This window comes from Desulfurellaceae bacterium (genome assembly GCA_021296095.1).
Classification (GTDB): Bacteria; Desulfobacterota; Binatia; order Bin18; family Bin18; genus JAAXHF01.
Map to the genome: position 1 here is coordinate 96,114 of JAGWBB010000004.1, position 21,553 is coordinate 117,666.

Sequence of the window (21,553 nt, forward strand, 5' to 3'; positions counted from 1 at the left end):
TGGAGTTGACAGGCTTTTCTACGAGAGGAGATTCGGGGGGGATTGATCGGCCCGGCCCTTGCCCGGTCCGCCTGCCTCACGTATGAGCCACACTCAGTACACCGACAGGAGGATGCCATGAGCATGTGGACGACCGAAACACGGGACGGCGTTGTCGTTGCCCGCTATCACAACCCGCCGATGAATTACTTCTGCGCCGAGGGAGCCCAAGAGCTGAGCCGCCTGATTGACACCTGGCGCGACCCGTCCTATCGCGCCGTGGTGTTAGGCGGCGGGCTGGAGGGCAAATTCATCACCCACTACAGCGTCGAAGAACTCGTCGAGCTGGCCCGCGACCGGGAAAAGATGCGCAGCCTGGGCACCTCGCTGACCGCCGGCTATCACGCCATGCTGCTGCGGCTGCGCAATCTGTCCAAGCCGGTCATCGTGGCCATGAACGGCGATACGATGGGCGGCGGCTTTGAGCTGAGTCTGGCCTGCGATATCCGCATCGGCCAGCGCGGCGACTATCGCTTTGGCCTGCCCGAGGTGAAGCTCGGCATTCTGCCGGGCGGCAGCGGCACCCAGCGCCTGTCGCGCCTGATTGGCGCCGGCCGGGCGATCGAGTTTGTGCTGCGTTCGCGGGTGGTCCGTCCCGAAGAAGCCCTGGACCTGGGCCTGGTCCACGAACTGGCCGATGAGGCCCTGGTCCGCGCCCAGGAGATCGGCCACGAAGTCGCCGGCTTTCCGCCGCTGGCCGTGGCCCGGGCCAAGCACGCCGTCTACACCGGGAGTGACACCCACCTGGACGCCGGCCTGGATATCGAGAGCGCCGACTTCCTGGAGACCATGCTGTCGGACGACGGCCTGCTGGCCATGCAGACCTATATCGACCTGCCCTACGACCAGCGCCGCGACTGGCTCGAACGACCGACCAATCCCGGCTATACGGGCAAATAACGGTCGGTACTCAGTTCCAGGGTTGGCGGATCTCGCAATGAGTGAGAAATTCCTGAAGCTGACGGATGCCGCCCTTGCTGACCAGGGTGCTGCGCAGGTTCAGCACCCGCAGGCTGCTCAGGCCCTGAAGCAGGGGCAGCCCGGCGTCGCTGATACGGGTGTCGTACAGCCACAACACGCGCAGGCCGCTCAGGTGCCTGATGTGCTCAAGCCCGGCATTCGCTACCCGGGTGCCGGACAGCTGGAGGTATTGCAGGGCGTTGGCCGCCAGGCCGGCCAGCGGCGACAAGTCGGCCGACGCCTGAGGCGTGACGTTCAGACGCAGTTCCTTGCCGGCCGCGATCTCAACCTGCCCCTGGGCCCGGCCGGACTTCTCCCAAAAGGCGTACACCTCGGGCGCAAAGACCTTGCGGACGAACAGCTCGCCCATCGAACGGTCGGCCGGAAAGGCCACCGTCCGGTCCGGCAGCGAGGCGGCGACCTCGGGGTCGTCGTGCATGAACGGCAGCAGCGGGTCGTCAAGACGTTTGAATTGTTTCTTCATCAGCGGTGATGTGGGAGTCGGGGGCCGGGCGAACCGGCCCCCAGGGGTCTGTGCGGGCTTAAATCGCCCGGTAGGCGGCAAACGACTGCGTTGACGAGCGGGCCTTTGGATCGACGATGACGTTGACCACGGCCGGTTTTCCAGAGGCAGCCGCCCGTTCAAGCGCGGGCCGGATGTCCTCGGGTTTTTCCACATATTCACCGTGCGCGCCAAACACCTTGGCCATCTCGTCGTAGCGACTGAAGCCCAGGTCACGCCCGGCGTTCATCACTCCCGCGCCAGCCCAGCCACCATTATTGCTGATCACAACGATGGCCGGGATGTTGTGACGCACCATGGTGTCGATTTCCATGCCGTTCATGCCGAACGAGCCGTCACCGCTGAGCACGATGACCTGGGTATCCGGCTTGGCGACTTTGGCGCCGACGCCAAATGCGGCCGCAACGCCCATACAACCATTGGGACCAGCGTTGACCCGATGGCCGGGCGCGTGGGTCGGCACTGACTGACGGGCGAAATTCAAAATTTCGTGCCCGTCAACCACCACAATGGCGTCCCGATCCATGAATTCACGGACTTCTTTACACAGCTGCAACGGATGCATCGGCGAAGAAGGCGTATTCATGATCTCTTCGGATTTTGCCTGCGAGCGCTGGTCATAGCCGCGCAGCGCCTCAATCCAGTCGGCCGGCGTCTGGATGCTGTCGGCGCCTTCGTTGATCAACTGGCGCAAGACCGTTTTGGCGTCGCCCACGATGCCGACATCGACCGGGCGATTGCGACCGATCTCTTCGTCGGCAATATCGATCTGGATAAACTTCACATCCTCGGCAAAACGCGGCGGCTGGCCGAAACCGATGATGAAGTTAAAACGCGTACCAATCACGAGGACCACATCGGCTTCCTTCCAGGCGCGGTTGCGGGCACCGGGGAAACTCAGGGCGTGATCTTCTTCAATCACCCCACGGCCCTGGGGAGTGGTAAAAAACGGAATGCCGCTGGCTTCGACAAACTCCCTGAGTTCGGCCATGGCGTCTGACCAGAACAGCCCGGTGCCGGTCAGGACCAGCGGACGCTGGGCGCCTCTGAGCAGGCTAATGGCCTGGCTGACCAGATCCGGATCGGCGGAGATACGGGGAATCACGTGTGGCCGCTTGACAAACGGGGCTTCTTCTTCCTCAACCTCGCGATACAGCACATCCCCCGGCAAATCGAGATACACCGGTCCCGGCTGGCCGCTGGTCGCAATGCGAAACGCCTTGTTCACCAGCTCTGGGATACGCCGGACATCTTTGACCCGCTCGGCCCACTTGGTGATGGGTTTGAACATGCCGACCTGATCCATTTCCTGGAAGGCACCCATGCCATCCTGCGAAATCGCGCTCGCCCCACCCAGGGCAACAACCGGGATCGCATCCAGAAAGGCGTTCCCCACCCCGGTGATCAGGTTCGTCACGCCCGGTCCTGAGGCGGCAAAACACACCCCCGGCTTGCCCAGCACACGACTGTAGGCATGCGCGGCCATTGATGCGGCCTGCTCGTGACGACAGTCAACGGAACGGAACCCAATCTCGATGCACTTCGAGGCCACATCGACCATCGGGCCGCCGGTGATATAGAAGACCGTATCCACTCCTTCATCTTTGAGCGATCTTACGACAAGAGAATTTCCATCAACCTTGGCCATACTAGCTCCCTCCTTTCGAAAACCCTTCGCAGTCTAAAAACAGGAGATCAGCAGCGCGTCTGATCGGACGCATCATAGTCACACTCTGCACAAAAATGCCAGGGGCGACGGGCCGCTAGGCGACCCGAAGCTGCACCTGACGCTCGACCGACAGGGCCACGCTCATGGCCGGCGTGGTCTGCGCGTAGCCGATGCGGCCCAGCCCATCAATCAGAATCAGCCCGGCCTCACCGCCCGTGCGGTGGTCGAGTTGCCGCAGCGCGGTCTGGGCCGCCCAGCTCGGCTCCCGGCCGTCGGCCAGCAGCTCGACTGCGATCCGGGCCAGGCCGACGCGCAGAATGGCCTCACCGTCGCCGGTGGCCGAGCAGCCGCCGAGTCCGTTGTCGGCATAGGTGCCGGCCCCGATAATAGCCGAATCGCCGACCCGCCCGCTGCGTTTGTGCACCAGGCCGCCGGTCGAGGTGGCGGCGGCCAGATTGCCGGCCGCGTCCCGAGCTACCGCGCCGACCGTTCCCGGCCTTGCCGCGCTCCGGCCGGCTCGCCAGCGCTGGTACTGCCGGGCGGTAATCAGGCTCTGGGCCGACAGCGTCGGCACCGCCCGCTCACGGGCGAAGCGCCGGGCACCCGGACCGACCACAAAGGCGTGGCGACCGTCTTCTAGCACGGCCCGCGCCAGGCGAATCGGATTGCGCACCCCGGCCACCGCCCCGACCGCACCGACCCGCAAGGACGCCCCGTCCATGACCGAGGCGTCAAGTTCGACCGTGCCGTCCTGGGTCAGACAGGAGCCAAGACCGGCGTTAAAGACCGGATCGTCTTCGAGCACGGCAACGGCGCTGATGACCGCGTCAAGCGCGCGGCCGGCGGGGTGCAGAACATTCCAGCCGGCCGCAAAGGCTGCGCGCAGTCCCCGCTCGCGCTGCCCGCGCGAATCCGGGTCTGCGGCGCCCGCCCCGCCGTGAAGAATCAGGGCTGCTGGCATGGAAGGAAAGTCGGGCGCTTGCCGGGCTTTACAGGTTCAGCTCCTGGGCCACCACCTCGCGGTGCACCGGCGCGCTGCCGAAGGCTGCCTCAGAGGCCAGCCCGCGACGGTAAAACAGGTGCATATCGTGCTCCCAGGTAAATCCGATGCCGCCGTGGACCTGAATGGCCTCGCTGGTCACGGTTTTGCACATGTCGCTGCAATACGCCTTGGCCATGGGTACAGCCTGACGGGCTTCGGGCACATTCTCATCAACCGTCCAGGCTGCATAATAGGTCAGCGAACGGGCGTTCTCGACCTGGACCATCATGTCCACGCACTTATGCTTGACAGCCTGAAAACTGCCGATCGGCTTGCCGAACTGGACCCGCTCCTTGGCGTAGGCGACCGCCATATCGAGCGCCTGCTGGCCGGTGCCGACCATCTCGGCACACAGACCGGCCATGGCCTGGTCGAGCGTGCGCTGGACAATCGGCCAGCCCGCGCCAACCTGGCCCAAGACCTGGCCGGCGGGTACAGCCACATCCTGGAAGGCGACATGGCACTGGCGGCGGGTCATATCGACCGTCTTGAGCTGGGTGACCGTCACCCCGGGCGCCTTGGCATCGACCACAAACAGGCTGATGCCGTCCTCGGCCGCCGCGCCCTGCCCGGTCCGCGCCACCACGACAATCTGATCCGCCACATGCGCGTCCGGCACGAAAAACTTCTCACCCGACAGCAAAAAATCCTCGCCCTTGGGCGTCGCCGCCAGCGCCACGCCGCCCGCGTCATAGCGGCCGCTCTTTTCGGCCACGGCCAGGCTCAGGGTCGTCTCGCCGGCCGCCACGCCGGGCAGAATGGCACTCTTCTGCTCGTCCGAGCCGCCGGCGAGAATGGCCGGCGTTCCCAACAGGGCGGTGGCCAGGAACGGCCCGGGCAGGAGCGAGCGGCCCATCTCCTCCAGGATCACCACCATGTCCAGAAAACTCCCCCCGACCCCGCCGTGAGCTTCGTCAATCAGGATGGCCGGCCAGCCCTGCTCGGCCACTTTTTTCCACATCTCGGTGGCGTGGGCGCTGTCGTCCTCCATCATCTTGCGGACGAAGCTGCTCGGACACTCGTTATCGAGAAACCGGCGGGTTGCGTCGCGCAGCATCTCTTGTTCTTCGCTGAAACCGAAATTCATAGCTCCTCCTGCAACAGGCGCCGGCTAGCCCTTTGGCAATCCCAACACCCGCTCTCCGACAATATTGCGCATAATCTCCGAGGTCCCGCCGGCAATCGTGTACAGGCGCGAGCGCAGCGCGCAGCGCGACCAATAGCCGCCGTCCAGCCCGTGGCGGTCGCCCAGCTCGATCTGTCCGTACGGCCCGAGCAGGGCAGTCGCAAAATGGGCGAGCCGAACGTACAGCTCACTGCCGGCCAGCTTGGCAATCGAGCCCTCCGGCCCGGGCGGCTCGCCCTTGAGCTGGCGGGTCAGCATGCGGTAGCCGTTATACTTGAGCGCCTGGGTGGCCACATGGAAGGCCGCAATCTGCTGGCGCACGTCCGGGTCTTCCGCGGCTGGCCGGCCGTTGACGCGCAGCCGCCGGGCCAGCTCGGTCAGCTGTTCAAGCATGGGCTCCAGGTTGTAGACCATGCCGAAATTGGCCCGCTCAAACATGAGCGTGGTCACCGCCACCTGCCAACCCTGATTCTTTTCGCCGACGATATTGGCCTTGGGAACGCGCACGTCTTCAAAGAACACCTCGTTGAACTCGGCGTCGCCGGTCATCTGGGTCAGCGGCCGGACCGTTACCCCGGGTGTCTTCATATTGACCAGCAGGTAGGACAGGCCCTTGTGTTTGGGGGCGTCGGGATCTGTCCGTGTGACCAGAATGCAGTAGTCGGCCTTATGGGCGTAGCTGGTCCAGACCTTCTGGCCGTTGACCACAAACTCATCGCCGACCTCGACCGCCCGGGTCTGCAGGGACGCCAGGTCGGAGCCCGAACCCGGCTCCGAATAGCCCTGACACCACACCTCGTCGGCGTTCATGATCTTGGGGATGTAGCGCCGCTTTTGTTCTTCGGTTCCCCAGTGCATCAGGGTCGGACCGACCAGGGACAGGCCGAGCGGGTTGGCCAGACCGGGCGAGCCGGTCCGCGCCATCTCCTGCTGATAAATCGTCTGCTCAATAATGGTCGCCCCACGGCCACCGTACTCCTTGGGCCAGTGGATGCCAACCAGCCCGGCGGCGTGGAGCTTGCGCTGCCAGCGCAGCTTGACCTCAAAGCGCTCGTCGGGGTCAATCAACTCAAACCGGGCCGGATCGTAGCCCTCGGGCGAATTGGTCTCCAGCCACGACCGGAGTTCCTGACGAAAGGTTTCTTCCTGGGGGGTGTAATCAAAATCCACACGACTCTCCTGCTCGGGGGCGGTTCGGGGGCGAATTATAGTTTTCAGCCGCCGGGAACACAAGATGACTCGGCCCTGTGACCTTTGACTTTTCCCTCTTCTCATATACTCTCTGCCCCGCAGCCACGAAAACGAAGGAGGAAACCCATGAGCGACAGTTTCTACCCCAAAGACGGTATGGGTGGCCTGCGCAAGCTGCGCAACGCCCGCCCCGAGTTGTTCAAGGCCTTTGTCGAGTTCGATACCAAGGTGTTTGAAGACGGCGCCTTGAGCGTCAAGATGAAAGAGCTGATCGCCGTGGCCACCGCCCATGTCACCCAGTGTCCGTACTGCATCGACGTGCACACCAAGCGGGCCGAGAAGGCCGGCGCGTCGCAGGAAGAAATCGCCGAAGCCATCTTTGTCACCATGGCCCTGCGAGCCGGGGGCGCTTTTGCCCACAGCACGGTGGCCTTCAGCGCACTGGAACACGGGTAGCGCACCCAGCCCGGTCCTTCGGCCGCGCTTGTGGACCGGGTGACCCACGCCGAACGGACATGGCCCCTTCCCCCCCCAGCCCGGCCCGCTTGCGGGCCGCCAAAAAGCGCCTCATTTTTCCGCTGGATGTCGCAACGCTGGCCGAGGCTGAAGCGTATGTCGAACTGCTGGCCGACGAGGTCGGGGTGTTCAAGGTCGGCAAACAGCTCTTTGTGCATGCCGGCCCGGAGGCGGTCCGGCTCGTTCATAGCCGGGGCGGACAGGTGTTTCTGGATCTCAAATTCCACGATATTCCCCGCACCGTGGCTCAGGCCGGAATTGAGGCCGCCCGCCTGGGGGTGGCCATGTTCAACGTCCACGCCGCAGGCGGCCTGGACATGATGCGCACGACCCGAACCGAGGTCGCCACACGCTGTCGGGCCGAGGGCCTGCGGCGTCCGCTGATCCTGGCCGTCACCGTCCTGACCAGCCTGAACGCCGATGACCTGCGCCAGACCGGGGTTGCCGCCGGCCCGCAAACACAGGTCGTCCGCCTGGCCAGACTGGCCCAGGCGTCAGGCCTAGGCGGGGTGGTGACGTCTCCCCACGAACTCTCCCGCCTGCGCCGCGAGTGCGGCCCGCGACTGCGCCTGATCGTGCCCGGGGTGCGGCCGTCGGGGGCGGACTGGGACGACCAGAAGCGGGTGCTCAGCCCGCAACAGGCGATGAGCCGGGGCGCAGACTATGTGGTGGTCGGAAAACCGATCCGAGACGCGGCCGACCCACGCCTGGCCGCCCGGCAGATCGTCAGCGATATGGCCCACGGGCTTGCCCGGCGAGCCGACTAGGGCGCGCGGGAAGCGGTGGAACCATGGCCACGGGGGACATCGTCGGCCGACACCGGGACGTTGGCCGGGAAACGGCTCAGACACATCCGCTGCCAGGGGGGCAGCGACTCGTCCAGCGGCGCGTCAAAGCGGTAGACAATATCATCCGGCCGGACAAAACCGAACTCTTCACGGGCGAGCTGTTCCAGAAACGTGTCGTCGGTCTCCAGCCGCCGCATGCACACCCGCAGGGCCTCACTTTCACGCAGCCGGGCAAACACCGCAGCCTCAAGGTCGGCCCGCTCCTGGGCCAAGCCCCGCAGGTGCAACAATCCCCAGCCACCGAACACGGTCGAGATGCCGAGCAACACATAGACGCCCAGAACCGCTGGCAGCCACACGACACGCAAGGAAAGAAAGCGACCCACGAGGTGCATTGTAGGTCCACCCGGCCCCCCACGCAACGGTGGGCAGGCAGAACCGCAGGGGCAAGGCCCCGTACCTGCCCGCCCCCAGCCACTGTGAGGCAGGGCTCAGAGAGGAGACACCAGCATGAAGATCAAGTCTGTCCGGGGTCGAGAGATTCTCGACAGCCGGGGCAACCCCACCGTTGAGGCGGATGTAATTCTGACCAGCGGCCTGATCGGCCGCGCAGCCGCACCGTCCGGCGCCTCGACCGGCGCCCACGAGGCCTGGGAACTGCGTGACCGGCGCAGAAAGCGCTACGGCGGAAAAGGCGTACAACAGGCGGTAGCCCATATCAACACTATCATCGCCAAGGGTTTGGCCGGCAAGGATGCCAGCGATCAAACCGGTCTCGACCGTCTGCTGTGCGAACTCGACGGCACGCCCAACAAGAAAAAGCTGGGCGCCAACGCCATGATCGCCACCTCGCTGGCCGTGGCCAAGGCAGCCGCCGCAGCCAGCGGCAAGCCCCTGTACCGCTGGCTGGGCGGCAGCCGGGCGCGCACCCTGCCGGTTCCGCTGCTGAACGTGCTGAACGGCGGCGCGCACGCCACCAATACCCTCGATATCCAGGAGTTCATGATTGTTCCGCTCGGAGCGCGGTCTTTTGGCGACGGCCTGCGCATGGGCGCCGAGATCTTCAGCGCCCTCAAAAGCCTGCTCCAGGCCAAGGGTCTGAGCACCGCAGTCGGCGACGAGGGCGGGGTCGCGCCCGACCTGCGCTCTGACGAGCAGGCGCTCGACCTGCTGCTCGACGCCATAGAGCGGGCCGGCTACCAGCCCGGCCGTCAGATCGGGCTGGCCCTTGACGTGGCCGCCACCGAACTCTACCAGGATGGCGCCTACGTGTTTCAGAAGTCGGGCGGTAGCCGGCGTACCGCTGCCCAGCTGGTCAAGCGCTATCAGCGCTGGGCCGAGCGCTATCCGCTGGTCTCGATTGAAGACGGCCTGGCCGAGGACGACTGGCAGGGCTGGCAGCTCCTGACCCAGGCCCTGGGCGCCAGGCTGCAGTTGGTCGGCGATGACCTGTTCGTCACCAATCCCCAGCGTCTGGCGCGCGGGATCGAACAGGACGTGGCCAACGCCATCCTGGTCAAGGTCAACCAGATCGGCACCCTGACCGAAACCCTGGAGGCGGTTCGACTGGCCCACACCCACGGCTATGCCACGGTGATGTCCCACCGCTCGGGCGAGACCGAGGACGCCACGATTGCCGACCTGGCGGTGGCCGTAAACGCCGGCCAGATCAAGACCGGCAGCGTCAGCCGTGGTGAGCGGACGGCCAAATACAACCAACTGTTACGCATTGAAGAGCAGCTGGGCAAACGCGCCGTCTACCCCGGGCGAACCGTTTTCGCCAAACAATCCTGAGCCATGAAACAACGCCTGGCCGGCCTGTGCGCGGAAGTCAGCTTTCCCGAACGCAACAAGTTCACCGCCCCGCTGCTGCTGGTCCACGGCCTGTGGACGGGCAGCTGGATGTGGCGCACCATCGCCCCGGCCCTGGCCCTGCGCGGCTGGGAATGCTGGGCCCTGGACCTGCGGGGCCGCCCGGACAGCCGGCCGGCCGCGCGCATCGGTCGGGTGCGGCTGGAAGACTATATCGAGGATGTGAATACCGCCGTGCGACAGCTGTGGGCGCCGCCGGTGGTCTGGGGCGCCGACCTGGGTGCTCTGCTGGCCCTTCAATCGGCCGCCCAGTTTCCTCCCCGGGCCATCGTGTGCAGCACCCCGCTCCTGCCCCGCTCGTGGCTGCCCGACGCCCGGCCGCCGCTACCCCTGGTCCGGCTGCCGGCCCTGCCAGCCCTGCTGTGGAGCCGGCCACTGTCGCCACCCCGACCCGGCATCGCCCGCACGTTTCTGTTCTCCGGCCTGAACGCCGACCTTCAGGCCGAGCTGGGACGGCAACTCAGCCCCGATTCCGGCCGCGTCGCCCGGACGCTGAGCCGCGAGGCTGTGGCCCACGCCCGGCCCAACTGTCCGACCCTGGTCGTTCACGGCGGGGCGGATCGCATGAGTACGCCGGCCGCCTGCCAGGCCCTGGTCCGAGAACTGGAGGCCGACCAGCACACCTATCCCGACCTCGGCCACTGGCTGTACAGCGGCCCGCCGGCCATCAGCCTGGTCGGTGACGTCCATCGCTGGATTATTCGGACCCTGGGCGAGCCCCTGCTGGTTCCGCCCGAAGCGGAGGACTAGGCTGGCCTGTGCCTGCGGCCTCCGCTAGACTGCCCCGGATTGGACACGGGCTCACGTCGTCATGTTACAGCTGACCGATCTCTCTCTGGCCTTTGGCGGCCAGAAACTCTTTCACAAGCTCAACTGGCAGCTCAACAGGGGTGACCGGGTCGGTCTGGTCGGTCCCAACGGCGCCGGCAAAACAAGCCTGTTCCGGCTGATGATGGGTCAGCTCGAACCGGACACTGGGCGGGTTCAGCATGGCCGCGAAATCAGCCTCGGCTACCTCCCCCAGGAGGGTGCGCCGATTGGCGGACGCAGCCTGTTTGAAGAAGCCCGCTCGGCCCTGCCGGAGTTGGGCGCCATCCAGCGCGAGCTGGCCCGTCTGCACGCCGTCCTTGAGACCGAGGATCAAACCCAAACGACCGACAGCCTGGCCCGCTACGGCCAGCTCCAGCACCGTTTTGAGGAGCTGGGCGGCTGGTCCGCCGATGCCCAGGTGGCCAAGGTGTTAAGCGGGCTGGGCTTCCACCAGGAACAGTTCGGCTGGCCAAGCGAGGTCTTCAGCGGCGGCTGGCAGATGCGCATCGCCCTGGCCAAACTGCTGCTCCAAGGCCCGGATATCCTGCTGTTGGACGAGCCGACCAACCATCTGGACCTCGACTCCGTGCTGTGGCTCGAAGGCTATCTGTGCGGCTATGCGGGCAGCGTGATCATCGTCTCCCACGACCGCCGGTTTCTCGACCGGACTGTGACCCGCATCGCCGCCATCCACCGCCACAGCCTGAGCGACTATACCGGGAATTACTCGGCCTTCGAGCGTCAGTTTGCCCAGACCCTGGAGGCCGACCGCAAAGCCTATGAGGAGCAGCAGGCCGAGATCGAACGCATCACCCGTTTCATCAACACCTTCCGCTATAACGCGCGCAAGGCCACCCAGGTCCAGAGCCGCGTCAAGCAGCTGGAGAAAATGGCACGCCTGCCCGCCCCCCAGACCCCTCCCAGCGGCGTCCGCTTCCACTTTCCGCGTGCCCCGCGCAGCGGCCGGGTCGTACTGGAGTTGAAAGGGGTCGGCAAGCACTACGACAAGGTGGCTGCTCCGAACCATTCCAGCGAGAAGAGCGGCGCATTCGCCTCGCAAGTCCAGGTTTTCAACAATCTCGATCTGACCATTGAGCGTGGCGACCGGATTGCCCTGCTGGGCGTGAACGGGGCGGGCAAATCCACCCTGAGCCGGCTGCTGGCCGGGACCGAAGCGCCGAGCTGCGGGCAACGTGTGCTGGGCTATCAGGTGGTGCTCGATTTTTATGCCCAGCAACAGACGGACAAACTCACCACCGACCGCAGCGTGTACCAAGAGATCGCCAGCCGGGCGGCCTTCGATGTCGTGCCCCAGCTGCGGACTTTACTGGGGGCGTTTTTGTTTTCCGGTGAGGCGGTTGACAAACCGGTGACGGTGCTGAGCGGCGGCGAAAAGAGCCGGCTGGTCCTGGCCAAGATGCTGCTCCAGGCCTCAAACTTTCTGATCCTGGACGAGCCGACCAACCATCTGGATCTGCGGACCAAGGAGGTGCTGAAACAGGCCCTCCAACAGTTCAGCGGCACCTTTGTGCTGGTCTCGCACGACCGCGATTTTCTGGACGGTCTGGTGACCAAGGTGATAGAGCTGCAGGACGGCCGGCTGGTGAGCTACCCGGGCTCGTTTGAAGCCTTTGTGGCCCGCAAGGAACGCGAGGCGGGCGGGGAGGGGGAAAGTCAAAAGTCAAAAGGCCAAGGGCAAATGGCAAAGACGGGCGGCGCCGAGGAGGTACTCAGCGCCGTTCGCCAGGCCAAGCGCGGCAAGGCGCTCCAGGTTCGGCAGAAAGCCGCCCGCGCCCAGCGCTCCAGGCAGGAGCGGCGCATGGCGGAAACCGAACGGCGGATCGCCGAGCTGGAGGAACAGCAGCGGGCGGTCGAGGCGCTGATGGCAGACCGCAGTGTCTACACCGCTCCTCAGCGGGCCAGGGAAATCGCGACCGAGTACGACACGCTCAAACGGGAACTGGAAGAACACTACGCGAGCTGGAGTGAGCTGGCCGAGGAACTGGACGGCGAAACCGGCTGAAAGGACACACGAGATGCGCATAGGATTGGGGCTGCCGCCGCTGGGCATGGCGATGGACTTGTGCTCCGAGATCGTCCGGCGGGCGGAATCGGCCGGGTTTGACAGCGTATGGGTCGGCGAAGCCTGGGGCACCGAAACCTGTACCATGGTCGGGGCGCTGCTGGCCCGCAGCCAGCGCATTCACATCGGCACCGGCATTGTCTCGCTCTACCTCCGCCCGCCGACCCTGACCGCCATGCAGGCCGCCACCCTCGACCTGATCGCGCCGGGTCGAGCCCGGCTCGGCCTGGGGGTCAGCACCCGCAACATCAATACCTTCCACGGTCTGGACTGGGATTTTCCGCTGGCCCGGACGCGCGAGTACGTGAGCCTGCTGCGCCGGCTGCTGGCCGGAGAACGCGTCAGCCACGAGGGCCGCTTTTACCGGCCCCAAGGCTTTCAGCTGAGCGTCCCGGCGCCGCGCCAGATGCCGATTTATCTGGCGGCGGTCAATCCCAAGATGCTCCAGCTAGCCGGAGAGATTGCCGACGGCGTGCAGCTGGCCTGGCTGCCGGCCCGCCAGGTGCCGCACTCGCTGGCGGAAATCGCCAAGGGCGCCCAGCGCGCCGGACGGCGTGTGGAAGACCTCGATATCGGCTGTTACATCCATACCATGGTGACCGACGACCGGCAGCGGACGCTTGAGCAGCTGCGGCGCATTCTGGTCGGCTACTGCCAGGCCAACACCTATATTCAGGGCTTTCGGCGTTTTGGCTACGGCGAGATTCTCGACCAGGTCCACGCCTACTGGCGGGCCGGAGACCGGGCCCAGGCCCAGGCCGCCATCCCTGACGAGATGGTGGAAGACCTGTACATCTTTGGTACGGCCGAGGAGTGTCACGCCCGGCTTGAGACCTTCACCCGGGCCGGGCTGAACCTGGCCGTGGTTGCCGCCCCGCCGACCAGCCGGCTCACCCCGGACGACCTGCGCACCCTGGTCGACGCGTTTGCCCAGTGAGTGCTTGCCACAGCCCCGCGAAGCGATCAGACTGGGCTCTGACACGGAGGAAGAGCGATGGCCAGTCAAGCCAACCCAGCGGAGGTCTTACGGATCTGCCCCCAGGCGCTGCACGCCCGTATGACCGACGGAGAAGCGGTCGTTCCAATTGACGTGCGGACCACCGACGCCCGCCTGTTCCTGCCCGTCCAGCTGCCGAACACGCGCTGGCTGCCCATCGCCGAGATCGTGCAACAGGCGCACACCTTGCCCCGGGAGATTCTGCTGGCGCTGTATTGAACCTGACCCGAGGATGCGAGCAGCGCCCGGGCGGCGCTATGGTTACAAGCCGAAGGGTTTCAGTCGGTTGTCGTTCTGGCCGGCGGTCTCACCGCCTGGCAGGCGGCCGGCTACCCGACCGTCTCGCTGGATCAGGCGCAGTCCCCGGCCCCGCATGCCGAACCCTCGCCCGCAGTCCGGACGCCGGGCCACGCCCATACGTTTTTGCCCGGTCTGGCCCAGAGCTATATGTCGCAGGACAGCGCGCCGATCAAAAAAGAACTCACCGTGGTCTTTGTTGACATTGCCAACTCGACCTCCACCATTGTCAACCAGTCGCCCGAGCGTGCCTTGGACCTGGTCCAGGGCTTCATGGCCATGGTGACCGAAATCGCCCTGGAAAATTGCGGCGACGTCAAAGACTACGAGGGCGACGGCGCTCTGCTGTATTTTGAGTCGGTGACCGAAGCCGTGCGCGCCGCCCTGGCCATCCGCACAGCCCTGGCCGACAGCCGGTCCGAGAACGGCCAACCCGGCCTGCAAGCCCGCATCAGCCTCAACCTGGGCGATATCATCATCGGCGTGATCGGGGTGGCCATGCGTCGCTCGGTGGCCCTGATCGGCCCGAGCATCAATCTGGCCTCGCGGCTGCTCAAGCACGTCCCGCCCGGCGGGATCATCGCTACCCAGGCCGCGCTGGAGCGGCTGAGCCGCGAAACGCCGGCCCTGGCCGAGCGGTTTCAGCTCCTGGACCAGCGCCTGGAACTCAAAGGTTTTGAGAACGAGTATGTCAGCACCTTTCATATTCCCTAGAGGAGCAGCCCTATGAGCACCCGTGTTGGTTTTATTGGTCTGGGCAATATCGGCAAACCCATGGCCCTCAACGTCGCCAAGGCCGGCTTTGACCTGATGGTCTACGACCTGCGCGAAGAACCGCTGGCCGAGCTGGCTGCGGCCGGGGCCAAGACGGCCCGCTCGGCCCACGAGATCGGCGCCCACGGCGACATCATCGAACTCGTTGTGGTCGATGACGCCCAGGTCGAAGCCGTGACCCTGGAAGAGGGCGGCGTGCTGAGCGGCGCCCAGCCCGGCAGTGTGATCGCCGTCCACAGCACCGTCCATCCCCGCACCATCCGCAAACTGGCCGAGCTGGCCGGGGAACGCGGGGTGAGCGTGATTGACGCCGAGGTCAGCGGTGGCGAGCGCGGCGCCCAGGCCCAGACCCTGTGCTACATGGTCGGCGGCGACGCGGCCGCGTTTGAAAAATGTCGGCCCGTGTTCGAGACCTCGGGAGCCAACATTTTCCATCTGGGCGAGCTGGGCATGGGCGCGATGGCCAAGCTGGCCCACAACCTGATCGTCTACGTCAACATGCTGTCGGCCTCCGAGGGCATGCGGCTGGCCGAAACCGCCGGGCTGGACCTCAACGCCTTCCAAGAAGTGGTCAAGGCAGGCGCCGGGCAGAGCCGGGTGGCCGGCAACTGGCTGGCCCAGCGCAACTTCAAAGACACCTATACCAGCGGCCCGGACGCCCTGGTGCAGCTGATGCACAAAGACCTGCGGCTGGCCCTGGAGCTGGGCCACGATGTGGGCGTCAGCCTGCCCGGCGCGGCCCTGGCCCAGCAGCTGATCGAACGCTTCCTGGGCATCAAGGAGTAGCCGGGTAACCAGGTGTCGCGGGGGAGCTGAGCATGGGATCAATCAGGATCGTTTATGACACACAGGGGGATATCCTCGACGTAGATTTCCGGCTCACCGGCAAAAGGCCCCAGAGAGGCATTGAATTGCATGACAACATCACCCTCTGGACCGACACCGCCCAGACAACCCCCATACGCCTCATGTTGCTTTCGTATTCCCGATTGCTGGAACAATCTGGGCTCTGTCTGGACAAGCTCAAACAGCTTCCTGCTCGACAACGAGTCAAGGTCGTGAAGCTCCTGACACACGAGCCGCTCAAACGTCTCCTGACATGCCTCAACGAGGAAGAGTGTCGTTTTCAGGTCATCGAACCAAAAGTGAAGGAGCTTGCCGCGGCATAGACGGTGCGGCATGAAAGCCTCTTTCAGGACGGCTTGCAAGAGATGAGCTGCGGAGCTCCGTGGGATTGCGTAATCTCGGATTCCGATGCTTGGCAGGTCGCCAGCAGCACCTCGACTCGCCATGACGAAGGCTCGCTCGGAGAGGAGTGGGCTTTTTGAGCAGTTCGTCCTTCGTCATACGGACGCGGGATACCCAGCATCGACATCCTCGCCCCGAATCTAAGGGAGCAAACTTCTTCTTCATTCGGCCTCTTCGAAGGCGTCCGTCAGCCAGGCTTGCAGGCGATTCCAGCCGTCCGTGGCCTGGTCTTTGCGGTAGCTGGGCCGGTAGTCGGCGTGAAAGCCGTGCGGCGTGTCGGGATAGACAATAATCTGTGACTGATTGGCCGGCGCGTCTGCCGCTTGCAGCGCCGCCCGCATGCGTTCCACCCCCTCAAGCGGGATACCGCTGTCGGCGCCGCCGTACAGACCGAGAACCGGCGCGTGCAGACCGGCCGCAAGGTCAATCGGCTGCTGCGGGCTCAGCTCGGTGGCGTCTCCGACCACCCGTCCGTACCAGGCGATACCGGCCTTGAGCTGCGGATTATGGGCCGCGTAGAGCCACACGATACGCCCGCCCCAGCAGAAGCCGGTCACCGCCGCCCGGTCGGCCCGGCCCTTGCCGGACTGCTCGGCCCAGCCCAGCGTGGCGTCCAAATCCTGCATGACCTGGGCGTCCGGCACCTGACGGACGATGGTCAGAATCTGCCCGATATCCGTCAACTGCGAGACATCGCCCTGACGGGCGTACAGTTCGGGCGCAACGGCCAGATAGCCCAGCTTGGCCAGCCGCCGGCACACATCCTTGATGTGTTCATGCACGCCAAAGATTTCCTGCACGACGAGCACGACCGGCAAGCCGCTTCCCTCCGCGGGAGAAGACCAGTAGGCCGGGATGGCTCCGTCGGCAACCGGGATGTTCACCTCACCGGCCGCCAGACCGTCCAGGCCGGTCGTGATCGTCTGGGCTGAAACGGGCCGCACGGCCAGGGCAAAGCCGGTCGCCAGGCTGCCGACCAGAAAACGACGCCGCGTCACATGCGGCTGAGAGAAAAAGTTCGTTCTTTCGTCAGGCATGACATCCTCCGTTTGCGTTGTGCCCCGCACACATAGCCTTGCCCGACGCACGATGATAGAGCCGCACGCAAGGAGGGTAGACTATGTCTCGTCCATTCTCAGGCGGCTGTGCCTGCGCGGCAATTCGCTACGAGTGCCGGGCCGAGCCCGTTTTTTCCTGGCAGTGCCACTGCCGGGACTGCCAGCGGGCCAGCGGCGGCATGCTGTGCCCGGTCATGTACGTGCCCAAGACGGCGCTGACGATTTCGGGCCGGGCCACATATTACGAGGTCAAGGCCGACAGCGGCAACGCCGTCCGTCGGGGCTTCTGTGCCGAGTGCGGCTGCCCGGTCTTTATCGACGCCGAGCTTGTGCCGGAGCTGATGGGCGTGTGGGCCGCCAGCCTGGACGATCCCAACCGCTTCGCGCCCCAGGTCGAGGTGTGGACGGCCAGCGCTCCGACCTGGACGTGCATGCAGCCGGATTTACCGAAATATGAGCGGGCGCCAACCGAGGAGCAGATGCGGCATATTCTGGCACCGCAGGCCGAGGGGGAGACAGGATAAGGCTCATGAGATAACCCACCCCCCGGCTTCGCCGGACCCCTCCAAGGAGGGGAGAACCGCTGCCCCCATCCCCTCCTTGGAGGGGTGGCCCGAAGGGCCGGGGTGGGTGCCTTAAGAGTCCGCGTCCGGCTCGGGCGTGCACACGTACATGCCGGGATCTTGCAGCTCGGCCCGCCAGCCCGGAAACACCACTAGCGTTGTGGTCTCTTCTTCGATAATGGCCGGGCCGTGGACCACGTTGTTGACCAGCAGTTGGCCACCGTCAAACACCGGGGTGGGGGCAAAACGGCCAATGTCTTCAAACAGGGCCTGACGCTGGCCGGTCAGCGCCTGGCCGGGGTCGGCCGTACCGCGGGCCAGGGCCGGCAGCTGGGGCCGCGGCACCTGGCCGGTGCAGGTCGATTCCAGGTTGATCATCTCAATCAGGTTATCGCGCTCACAATAGGTGTACAGCTCTTCGTGGCGCTGGTGAAACGCCTCGGCGATACGCTCCACGCCGGCCGGCTCAAAACTCGCCTCAGGCATGGCCACCTGGCACTCGTGGATCTGGTCCACGTAGCGCAGATCCAGGCTGCGGCTGACCGCGATGCGTTCGGCCGCCACGCCCGCCTCGGCCAGCTCGCGCCGGCCGCGGGCTTCCAGCTCGGCCAGCAGCCGGTTGGCCCGCTCATAGTCCATCTGGCCCAGCCGCATGACGCACGAGGACAGATAGGTGTGCTTCATATCCGACAGAATTTCACCAAAGGCGCACAGGGCCGAAGAGACTTTGGGAATCACGATTGTGCGGATATCGAGTTCGCGGGCCAGCAGGCCGGCGTGGGCCGGACCCGCCCCGCCGCCGACGACCAGGGCGAAATCGCGTGGATCGTAGCCCTTTTCAATCGACACGCGACGGATGCCGTTGACCATATTGGCGGTCACGACCCGAAAAATCCCCAGCGCGGCCTGCTCGACCGACAGCTTGAGTCCGGCGGCCAGCTCGGACGCAATCGCTCGCCGGGCGGCGTCGCGGTCGAGCCGCAGCCGGCCGCCGAGCAGGGCGGCCGGATTGAGATAGCCCAGCACGACCAGGGCGTCGGTCACCGTCGGGCGCTGACCGCCCCGGTCGTAGGCGGCCGGACCCGGCTGCGCCCCGGCGCTCTCCGGCCCGACCTGCAACAGCCCCATCGCGTTCACCCCGGCAATACTTCCGCCCCCGGCGCCCAGCGTCTCGACCTGCAACATCGGAATCCCGATGCGGTAGCGCAGAAAGTCAAAGTCTTTGGCCACCGCCGTCTTGCCGTCCCGGCTCAGGCTGACATCAAAACTGGTGCCGCCCATATCGACCGTAATGATGTCGCGGCGACCCAGAGCCTGGCCGAAAAACAGGCCGGCGTTGGGGCCGGCGGCCGGCCGCGATATCCCTCAGAAAACGCCCTGAGGTCAGGCCGCCGTTGCTCTGCATGTAGCGGATCTCGCGCTCGTAGCCGAGGCTGCGCAACACACCCTCCATCTGCTCGACGTAACGCCTCATGATCGGCCCGATATAGGCGTTCAGGACCGTTGTGCTGGTCCGGGTGTACTCCCGAATCTGGGGCAGGACATCGACCGACAGGCTCAGATAGGCGTCGGGAAACTCCTCGCGGACGATCTCGGCCGCCCGCCGTTCGTGCTCGGGGTGGAGAAACGACCATACGAAAGAGACGGCAATCGCCTCCACCCCGGCCGCCTTGAGTTGGCGTACCCCGTGGCGCACGTCCGCCTCATTGAGCGGCAGCCGCACCTCGCCGGTACTCACCACCCGCTCTGCAACCGGCATCCGCCGGGCGCGCGGGACCAGCATCTCGGCCTGCGGAAAATCGGCGTCATAGCGATGGCCGTCCTCCTTGTGGCCGAGCCGAATCTCGAGCGAATCCTCATGCCCGCGCGTGCACAGCAGGCCGGTCCTGGCGCCGGTCTTCTCGATCACGGCATTCACGCCGACCGTAGTGCCCAGAATGATCAGCTCGCAGTCGGCCAGAAAGTCGGCAATATCGCACCCCAGCTCGGCGCTCATCAGGCTCAGCCCGGTCTGGACCGCAGCCGGAGGATCGTGGGGGGTTGAGGGGGTTTTATACAGGCGGATGCCCTCACCGGGCGCGGTCAGAATGAAGTCGGTGAAGGTCCCGCCGGTGTCAATGCCGAGGCGATAATGGGTCACCAGATTCTTCGACTCTTTCTGGGCAATTCCAGGCGATTGCCCCTACAGGCGCTTGTCGGCCTGGGCTGCCTGCTCTTCTTCGGCTTCGTCTTCTTCGGCCTCGATCCGCACGCCGTACTCCTCCCAGGCGGCGTGGGCGGATACCAGCCCGTTTTCCACGTCCTGACGCACATGCTGGGGGTCACGCTGGCGCGGGTCGCCGACCCCGCCGCCGCCGGGATTCTGGTTGGCGAACCGCTCGCCGGGTTCAATGGTGGCGATGATGTTGGTTTTGATCTCTTCGACCCCGCCGTCCTTCTTGTAGCGCAGGGCGCGGCCGACCTTGGGCTCGGGCACCGCCGACCGGGCACCCAGGGCACCCGGGGCGGCATACCGGCGGCCCTCGCCGAACATGACCAGGGTCATGGGATCGCGCAGCGGTTCGACCTCCCAGTGGGTGCCCGAGCCGCCCCGAAATTCTCCGGCTCCGCCCGAGTCGGTCATCAATCCGTAGCGGTGGATAATGATCGGGTACTGGTACTCCAGGATCTCGGTGTCGCCGCTGGTCAGCGCCCCAAAACAGCACTGGGGACCGACCGCCGGCCAGCCGTCCATGTGGTGGGTCGCCCCCCCGCCGCTGATCAGCGTGGCCAGCAGCATGGACACATACTCCTCGCCGGTTCGGAAATCGTGGCCGGCAATGTTGAGCCCGTTGGTATGACCCCACGAGGCTACGGCCCGTTCCGGCATGGCTTGCTCCAGGGCCAGCCGGACGGCGTCGGTAATGCTCTCCGACGGGGTGGTGGTGCAGTTCACATGCGGGGCGGGCTCCTGGGCGTTGGTCAGGCTGCCCGGCGTGCCGACATCGACCTCGATCGGCCGGTACAGCCCGGCGTTGTAGGGCGGCGGCAGCTGGGCAAACATCATGACGCCCAGATACACCCCGGACAGCGAGTTGGCCGCGTACGAATTGATGAAGTAGGGCAGCTGGCGCGGGCTGTCGAGGCGAATGTCGAGCGTATCGTCCGTCACCCGGACGGCGGCCGTAATCGTGATATCGCCAAACCCGTGGCCGGCGTCTTCGAGCACCGCGCTGCCCTGATAGCTGCCGTCGGGAATGTCGGCGATAAACCGCCGCATCTGTCGCTCGGCCAGCTTGAGCAGTTCGGCCACGCAGGCCTGAACCGTGGCCTTGCCGTATTTGTCCAGCAGACCCAGCAGATTGCGCTCACCAATGGTGACGGCGGCCAGCTGGGCGCGCATATCCCCGACCTGCAGACGCCGTGAGCGCATATTGGTCAGCAGCAGGTTGACCACATCGCGGCGCTCCCGGCCCCGGTCCCAGATCTTGAGCGGGGGAATCCGCAGGCCCTCGGCATAGATCTCGGTCGCGTCCGGGTTATAGCCGGCCGGGACCGGGCCGCCGATATCGGTCACATGGCCCTTGCTGACCGTCCAGAAGACCAGCTCGTCGTCATGAAAGACCGGCTTGTACATGCAGCAGTCAACGATGTGCGAGCCGTTCCAGGCCGGGTCGTTGTGGTAGAACACATCGCCGGGGTTGATCTCACCCGCAAAGTAGTCGGCCACCGTGCGCATGGCCGGCATCAGCGAGCCGAGGTGGATGGGGATATCCTGACCTTGCAGGATCATCTCGGCCTGGCCGTTGAACAGCGCGTTGGAATAGTCGCGGGCGATATTGAAGACTGACGAGCGAGAGGTTTTCTCGACCGTCAGCGTCATCTCGCGCTGGGTCGATTCCAGCACGCCCTGAACCACCGCCAGGGTGATCGGATCGATGTCGGCTGCCATACGTCCTCCGCACAAAATGTCGGGGCAACCCCCGGGGATTGCCCAGGAGAATGCCATACGTTCTCC

General features: G+C 65.4%; 22 protein-coding genes. 12 read left to right on the forward strand and 10 right to left on the reverse strand.

From position 1 onward, the window contains the following. The first annotated feature begins 117 nt into the window (after positions 1-117). Positions 118-939: an enoyl-CoA hydratase/isomerase family protein gene (locus tag J4F42_01735; protein MCE2484206.1), complete on the forward strand. Its 822-nt coding sequence runs from the start codon at positions 118-120 to the stop codon at positions 937-939. Positions 940-949: 10 nt separating this feature from the next. Here J4F42_01735 and J4F42_01740 read toward each other — a convergent pair whose 3' ends face one another. The 5 genes from J4F42_01740 to J4F42_01760 form a co-directional block, all read right to left on the reverse strand. Then, positions 950-1,483, reverse strand: a complete 534-nt coding sequence (locus J4F42_01740) for a leucine-rich repeat domain-containing protein (GenBank protein MCE2484207.1) — start codon at positions 1,481-1,483, stop codon at positions 950-952. 58 nt (positions 1,484-1,541) lie between these two features. Beyond that, complete coding sequence (locus J4F42_01745; protein MCE2484208.1) at positions 1,542-3,170, reverse strand: thiamine pyrophosphate-binding protein; 1,629 nt, start codon at positions 3,168-3,170, stop codon at positions 1,542-1,544. Positions 3,171-3,285: 115 nt separating this feature from the next. Then, positions 3,286-4,152 (reverse strand): isoaspartyl peptidase/L-asparaginase, encoded by an 867-nt coding sequence (locus tag J4F42_01750; protein MCE2484209.1) that lies wholly within the window; start codon positions 4,150-4,152, stop codon positions 3,286-3,288. Between the two features lie 28 nt (positions 4,153-4,180). After that, positions 4,181-5,320: an acyl-CoA/acyl-ACP dehydrogenase gene (locus J4F42_01755; protein ID MCE2484210.1), complete on the reverse strand. Its 1,140-nt coding sequence runs from the start codon at positions 5,318-5,320 to the stop codon at positions 4,181-4,183. Positions 5,321-5,344: 24 nt separating this feature from the next. Further along, entirely contained in the window at positions 5,345-6,529 is a 1,185-nt protein-coding gene (locus tag J4F42_01760) for an acyl-CoA dehydrogenase (GenBank protein MCE2484211.1), read from the reverse strand. Between the two features lie 147 nt (positions 6,530-6,676). Here J4F42_01760 and J4F42_01765 point away from each other — a divergent pair, with 147 nt between their 5' ends. Both J4F42_01765 and pyrF read left to right on the forward strand, forming a co-directional pair. Beyond that, entirely contained in the window at positions 6,677-7,006 is a 330-nt protein-coding gene (locus tag J4F42_01765) for a carboxymuconolactone decarboxylase family protein (GenBank protein ID MCE2484212.1), read from the forward strand. Between the two features lie 59 nt (positions 7,007-7,065). Then, positions 7,066-7,833 carry an orotidine-5'-phosphate decarboxylase gene (gene pyrF / locus J4F42_01770; GenBank protein ID MCE2484213.1) on the forward strand — a complete coding sequence of 256 codons (768 nt, stop codon included), beginning with the start codon at positions 7,066-7,068 and terminating at the stop codon, positions 7,831-7,833. Here pyrF and J4F42_01775 read toward each other — a convergent pair. Continuing rightward, positions 7,830-8,249, reverse strand: coding sequence for a septum formation initiator family protein (locus J4F42_01775; protein ID MCE2484214.1), 420 nt, complete (start codon positions 8,247-8,249; stop codon positions 7,830-7,832). The genes pyrF and J4F42_01775 overlap by 4 nt on opposite strands. Positions 8,250-8,364: 115 nt before the next feature. On the opposite strand from J4F42_01775, the gene eno reads away from it, so the two are divergent. From eno to J4F42_01815, 8 genes are all read left to right on the forward strand, one after another. Beyond that, the gene (eno, locus tag J4F42_01780) at positions 8,365-9,648 is read left to right on the forward strand and encodes a phosphopyruvate hydratase (protein MCE2484215.1); all 1,284 of its coding nucleotides are present in this window, start codon (positions 8,365-8,367) and stop codon (positions 9,646-9,648) included. A gap of 3 nt (positions 9,649-9,651) precedes the next feature. Then, positions 9,652-10,476 carry an alpha/beta fold hydrolase gene (locus J4F42_01785; protein ID MCE2484216.1) on the forward strand — a complete coding sequence of 275 codons (825 nt, stop codon included), beginning with the start codon at positions 9,652-9,654 and terminating at the stop codon, positions 10,474-10,476. Positions 10,477-10,537: 61 nt separating this feature from the next. Continuing rightward, entirely contained in the window at positions 10,538-12,559 is a 2,022-nt protein-coding gene (locus J4F42_01790; GenBank protein ID MCE2484217.1) for an ABC-F family ATP-binding cassette domain-containing protein, read from the forward strand. Positions 12,560-12,572: 13 nt separating this feature from the next. After that, complete coding sequence (locus tag J4F42_01795; GenBank protein MCE2484218.1) at positions 12,573-13,556, forward strand: LLM class flavin-dependent oxidoreductase; 984 nt, start codon at positions 12,573-12,575, stop codon at positions 13,554-13,556. A 57-nt stretch (positions 13,557-13,613) separates the two neighbouring features. Next, the gene (locus tag J4F42_01800; GenBank protein MCE2484219.1) at positions 13,614-13,835 is read left to right on the forward strand and encodes a hypothetical protein; all 222 of its coding nucleotides are present in this window, start codon (positions 13,614-13,616) and stop codon (positions 13,833-13,835) included. Between the two features lie 228 nt (positions 13,836-14,063). Further along, entirely contained in the window at positions 14,064-14,627 is a 564-nt protein-coding gene (locus tag J4F42_01805; GenBank protein ID MCE2484220.1) for an adenylate/guanylate cyclase domain-containing protein, read from the forward strand. Between the two features lie 12 nt (positions 14,628-14,639). Further along, the gene (locus J4F42_01810; protein ID MCE2484221.1) at positions 14,640-15,473 is read left to right on the forward strand and encodes an NAD(P)-dependent oxidoreductase; all 834 of its coding nucleotides are present in this window, start codon (positions 14,640-14,642) and stop codon (positions 15,471-15,473) included. A gap of 32 nt (positions 15,474-15,505) precedes the next feature. Further along, positions 15,506-15,856, forward strand: coding sequence for a hypothetical protein (locus J4F42_01815; protein ID MCE2484222.1), 351 nt, complete (start codon positions 15,506-15,508; stop codon positions 15,854-15,856). A gap of 240 nt (positions 15,857-16,096) precedes the next feature. Here J4F42_01815 and J4F42_01820 read toward each other — a convergent pair whose 3' ends face one another. Beyond that, the gene (locus J4F42_01820; GenBank protein ID MCE2484223.1) at positions 16,097-16,972 is read right to left on the reverse strand and encodes a dienelactone hydrolase family protein; all 876 of its coding nucleotides are present in this window, start codon (positions 16,970-16,972) and stop codon (positions 16,097-16,099) included. An 83-nt stretch (positions 16,973-17,055) separates the two neighbouring features. Between J4F42_01820 and J4F42_01825 the strand changes: the two genes are divergently transcribed. Next, positions 17,056-17,517 carry a GFA family protein gene (locus tag J4F42_01825; GenBank protein ID MCE2484224.1) on the forward strand — a complete coding sequence of 154 codons (462 nt, stop codon included), beginning with the start codon at positions 17,056-17,058 and terminating at the stop codon, positions 17,515-17,517. Positions 17,518-17,628: 111 nt separating this feature from the next. Here the strand turns inward: J4F42_01825 and J4F42_01830 are convergent, their stop codons facing one another. The 3 genes from J4F42_01830 to J4F42_01840 are packed head-to-tail and all read right to left on the reverse strand — an operon-like array spanning position 17,629 to position 21,487. After that, a complete protein-coding gene (locus J4F42_01830; protein MCE2484225.1) occupies positions 17,629-18,918 on the reverse strand; it encodes a hydantoinase/oxoprolinase family protein in 1,290 nt (429 codons plus the stop codon). Then, positions 18,818-19,696, reverse strand: a complete 879-nt coding sequence (locus J4F42_01835) for a hydantoinase/oxoprolinase family protein (GenBank protein MCE2484226.1) — start codon at positions 19,694-19,696, stop codon at positions 18,818-18,820. Before J4F42_01835 ends, J4F42_01830 begins: the two co-directional genes overlap by 101 nt. A gap of 42 nt (positions 19,697-19,738) precedes the next feature. Beyond that, positions 19,739-21,487 (reverse strand): hydantoinase B/oxoprolinase family protein, encoded by a 1,749-nt coding sequence (locus J4F42_01840; protein MCE2484227.1) that lies wholly within the window; start codon positions 21,485-21,487, stop codon positions 19,739-19,741. Positions 21,488-21,553: the final 66 nt, after the last annotated feature.

Coding starts and splice junctions, on each gene's coding strand:
- J4F42_01735 (MCE2484206.1), top strand. CDS start 118: ATGAGCATGTGGACGACCGAAACACGGGACGGCGTTGTCGTTGCCCGC.
- J4F42_01740 (MCE2484207.1), bottom strand. CDS start 1,483: ATGAAGAAACAATTCAAACGTCTTGACGACCCGCTGCTGCCGTTCATG.
- J4F42_01745 (MCE2484208.1), bottom strand. CDS start 3,170: ATGGCCAAGGTTGATGGAAATTCTCTTGTCGTAAGATCGCTCAAAGAT.
- J4F42_01750 (MCE2484209.1), bottom strand. CDS start 4,152: ATGCCAGCAGCCCTGATTCTTCACGGCGGGGCGGGCGCCGCAGACCCG.
- J4F42_01755 (MCE2484210.1), bottom strand. CDS start 5,320: ATGAATTTCGGTTTCAGCGAAGAACAAGAGATGCTGCGCGACGCAACC.
- J4F42_01765 (MCE2484212.1), top strand. CDS start 6,677: ATGAGCGACAGTTTCTACCCCAAAGACGGTATGGGTGGCCTGCGCAAG.
- pyrF (MCE2484213.1), top strand. CDS start 7,066: ATGGCCCCTTCCCCCCCCAGCCCGGCCCGCTTGCGGGCCGCCAAAAAG.
- J4F42_01775 (MCE2484214.1), bottom strand. CDS start 8,249: ATGCACCTCGTGGGTCGCTTTCTTTCCTTGCGTGTCGTGTGGCTGCCA.
- eno (MCE2484215.1), top strand. CDS start 8,365: ATGAAGATCAAGTCTGTCCGGGGTCGAGAGATTCTCGACAGCCGGGGC.
- J4F42_01785 (MCE2484216.1), top strand. CDS start 9,652: ATGAAACAACGCCTGGCCGGCCTGTGCGCGGAAGTCAGCTTTCCCGAA.
- J4F42_01790 (MCE2484217.1), top strand. CDS start 10,538: ATGTTACAGCTGACCGATCTCTCTCTGGCCTTTGGCGGCCAGAAACTC.
- J4F42_01795 (MCE2484218.1), top strand. CDS start 12,573: ATGCGCATAGGATTGGGGCTGCCGCCGCTGGGCATGGCGATGGACTTG.
- J4F42_01800 (MCE2484219.1), top strand. CDS start 13,614: ATGGCCAGTCAAGCCAACCCAGCGGAGGTCTTACGGATCTGCCCCCAG.
- J4F42_01805 (MCE2484220.1), top strand. CDS start 14,064: ATGTCGCAGGACAGCGCGCCGATCAAAAAAGAACTCACCGTGGTCTTT.
- J4F42_01810 (MCE2484221.1), top strand. CDS start 14,640: ATGAGCACCCGTGTTGGTTTTATTGGTCTGGGCAATATCGGCAAACCC.
- J4F42_01815 (MCE2484222.1), top strand. CDS start 15,506: ATGGGATCAATCAGGATCGTTTATGACACACAGGGGGATATCCTCGAC.
- J4F42_01820 (MCE2484223.1), bottom strand. CDS start 16,972: ATGCCTGACGAAAGAACGAACTTTTTCTCTCAGCCGCATGTGACGCGG.
- J4F42_01825 (MCE2484224.1), top strand. CDS start 17,056: ATGTCTCGTCCATTCTCAGGCGGCTGTGCCTGCGCGGCAATTCGCTAC.
- J4F42_01840 (MCE2484227.1), bottom strand. CDS start 21,487: ATGGCAGCCGACATCGATCCGATCACCCTGGCGGTGGTTCAGGGCGTG.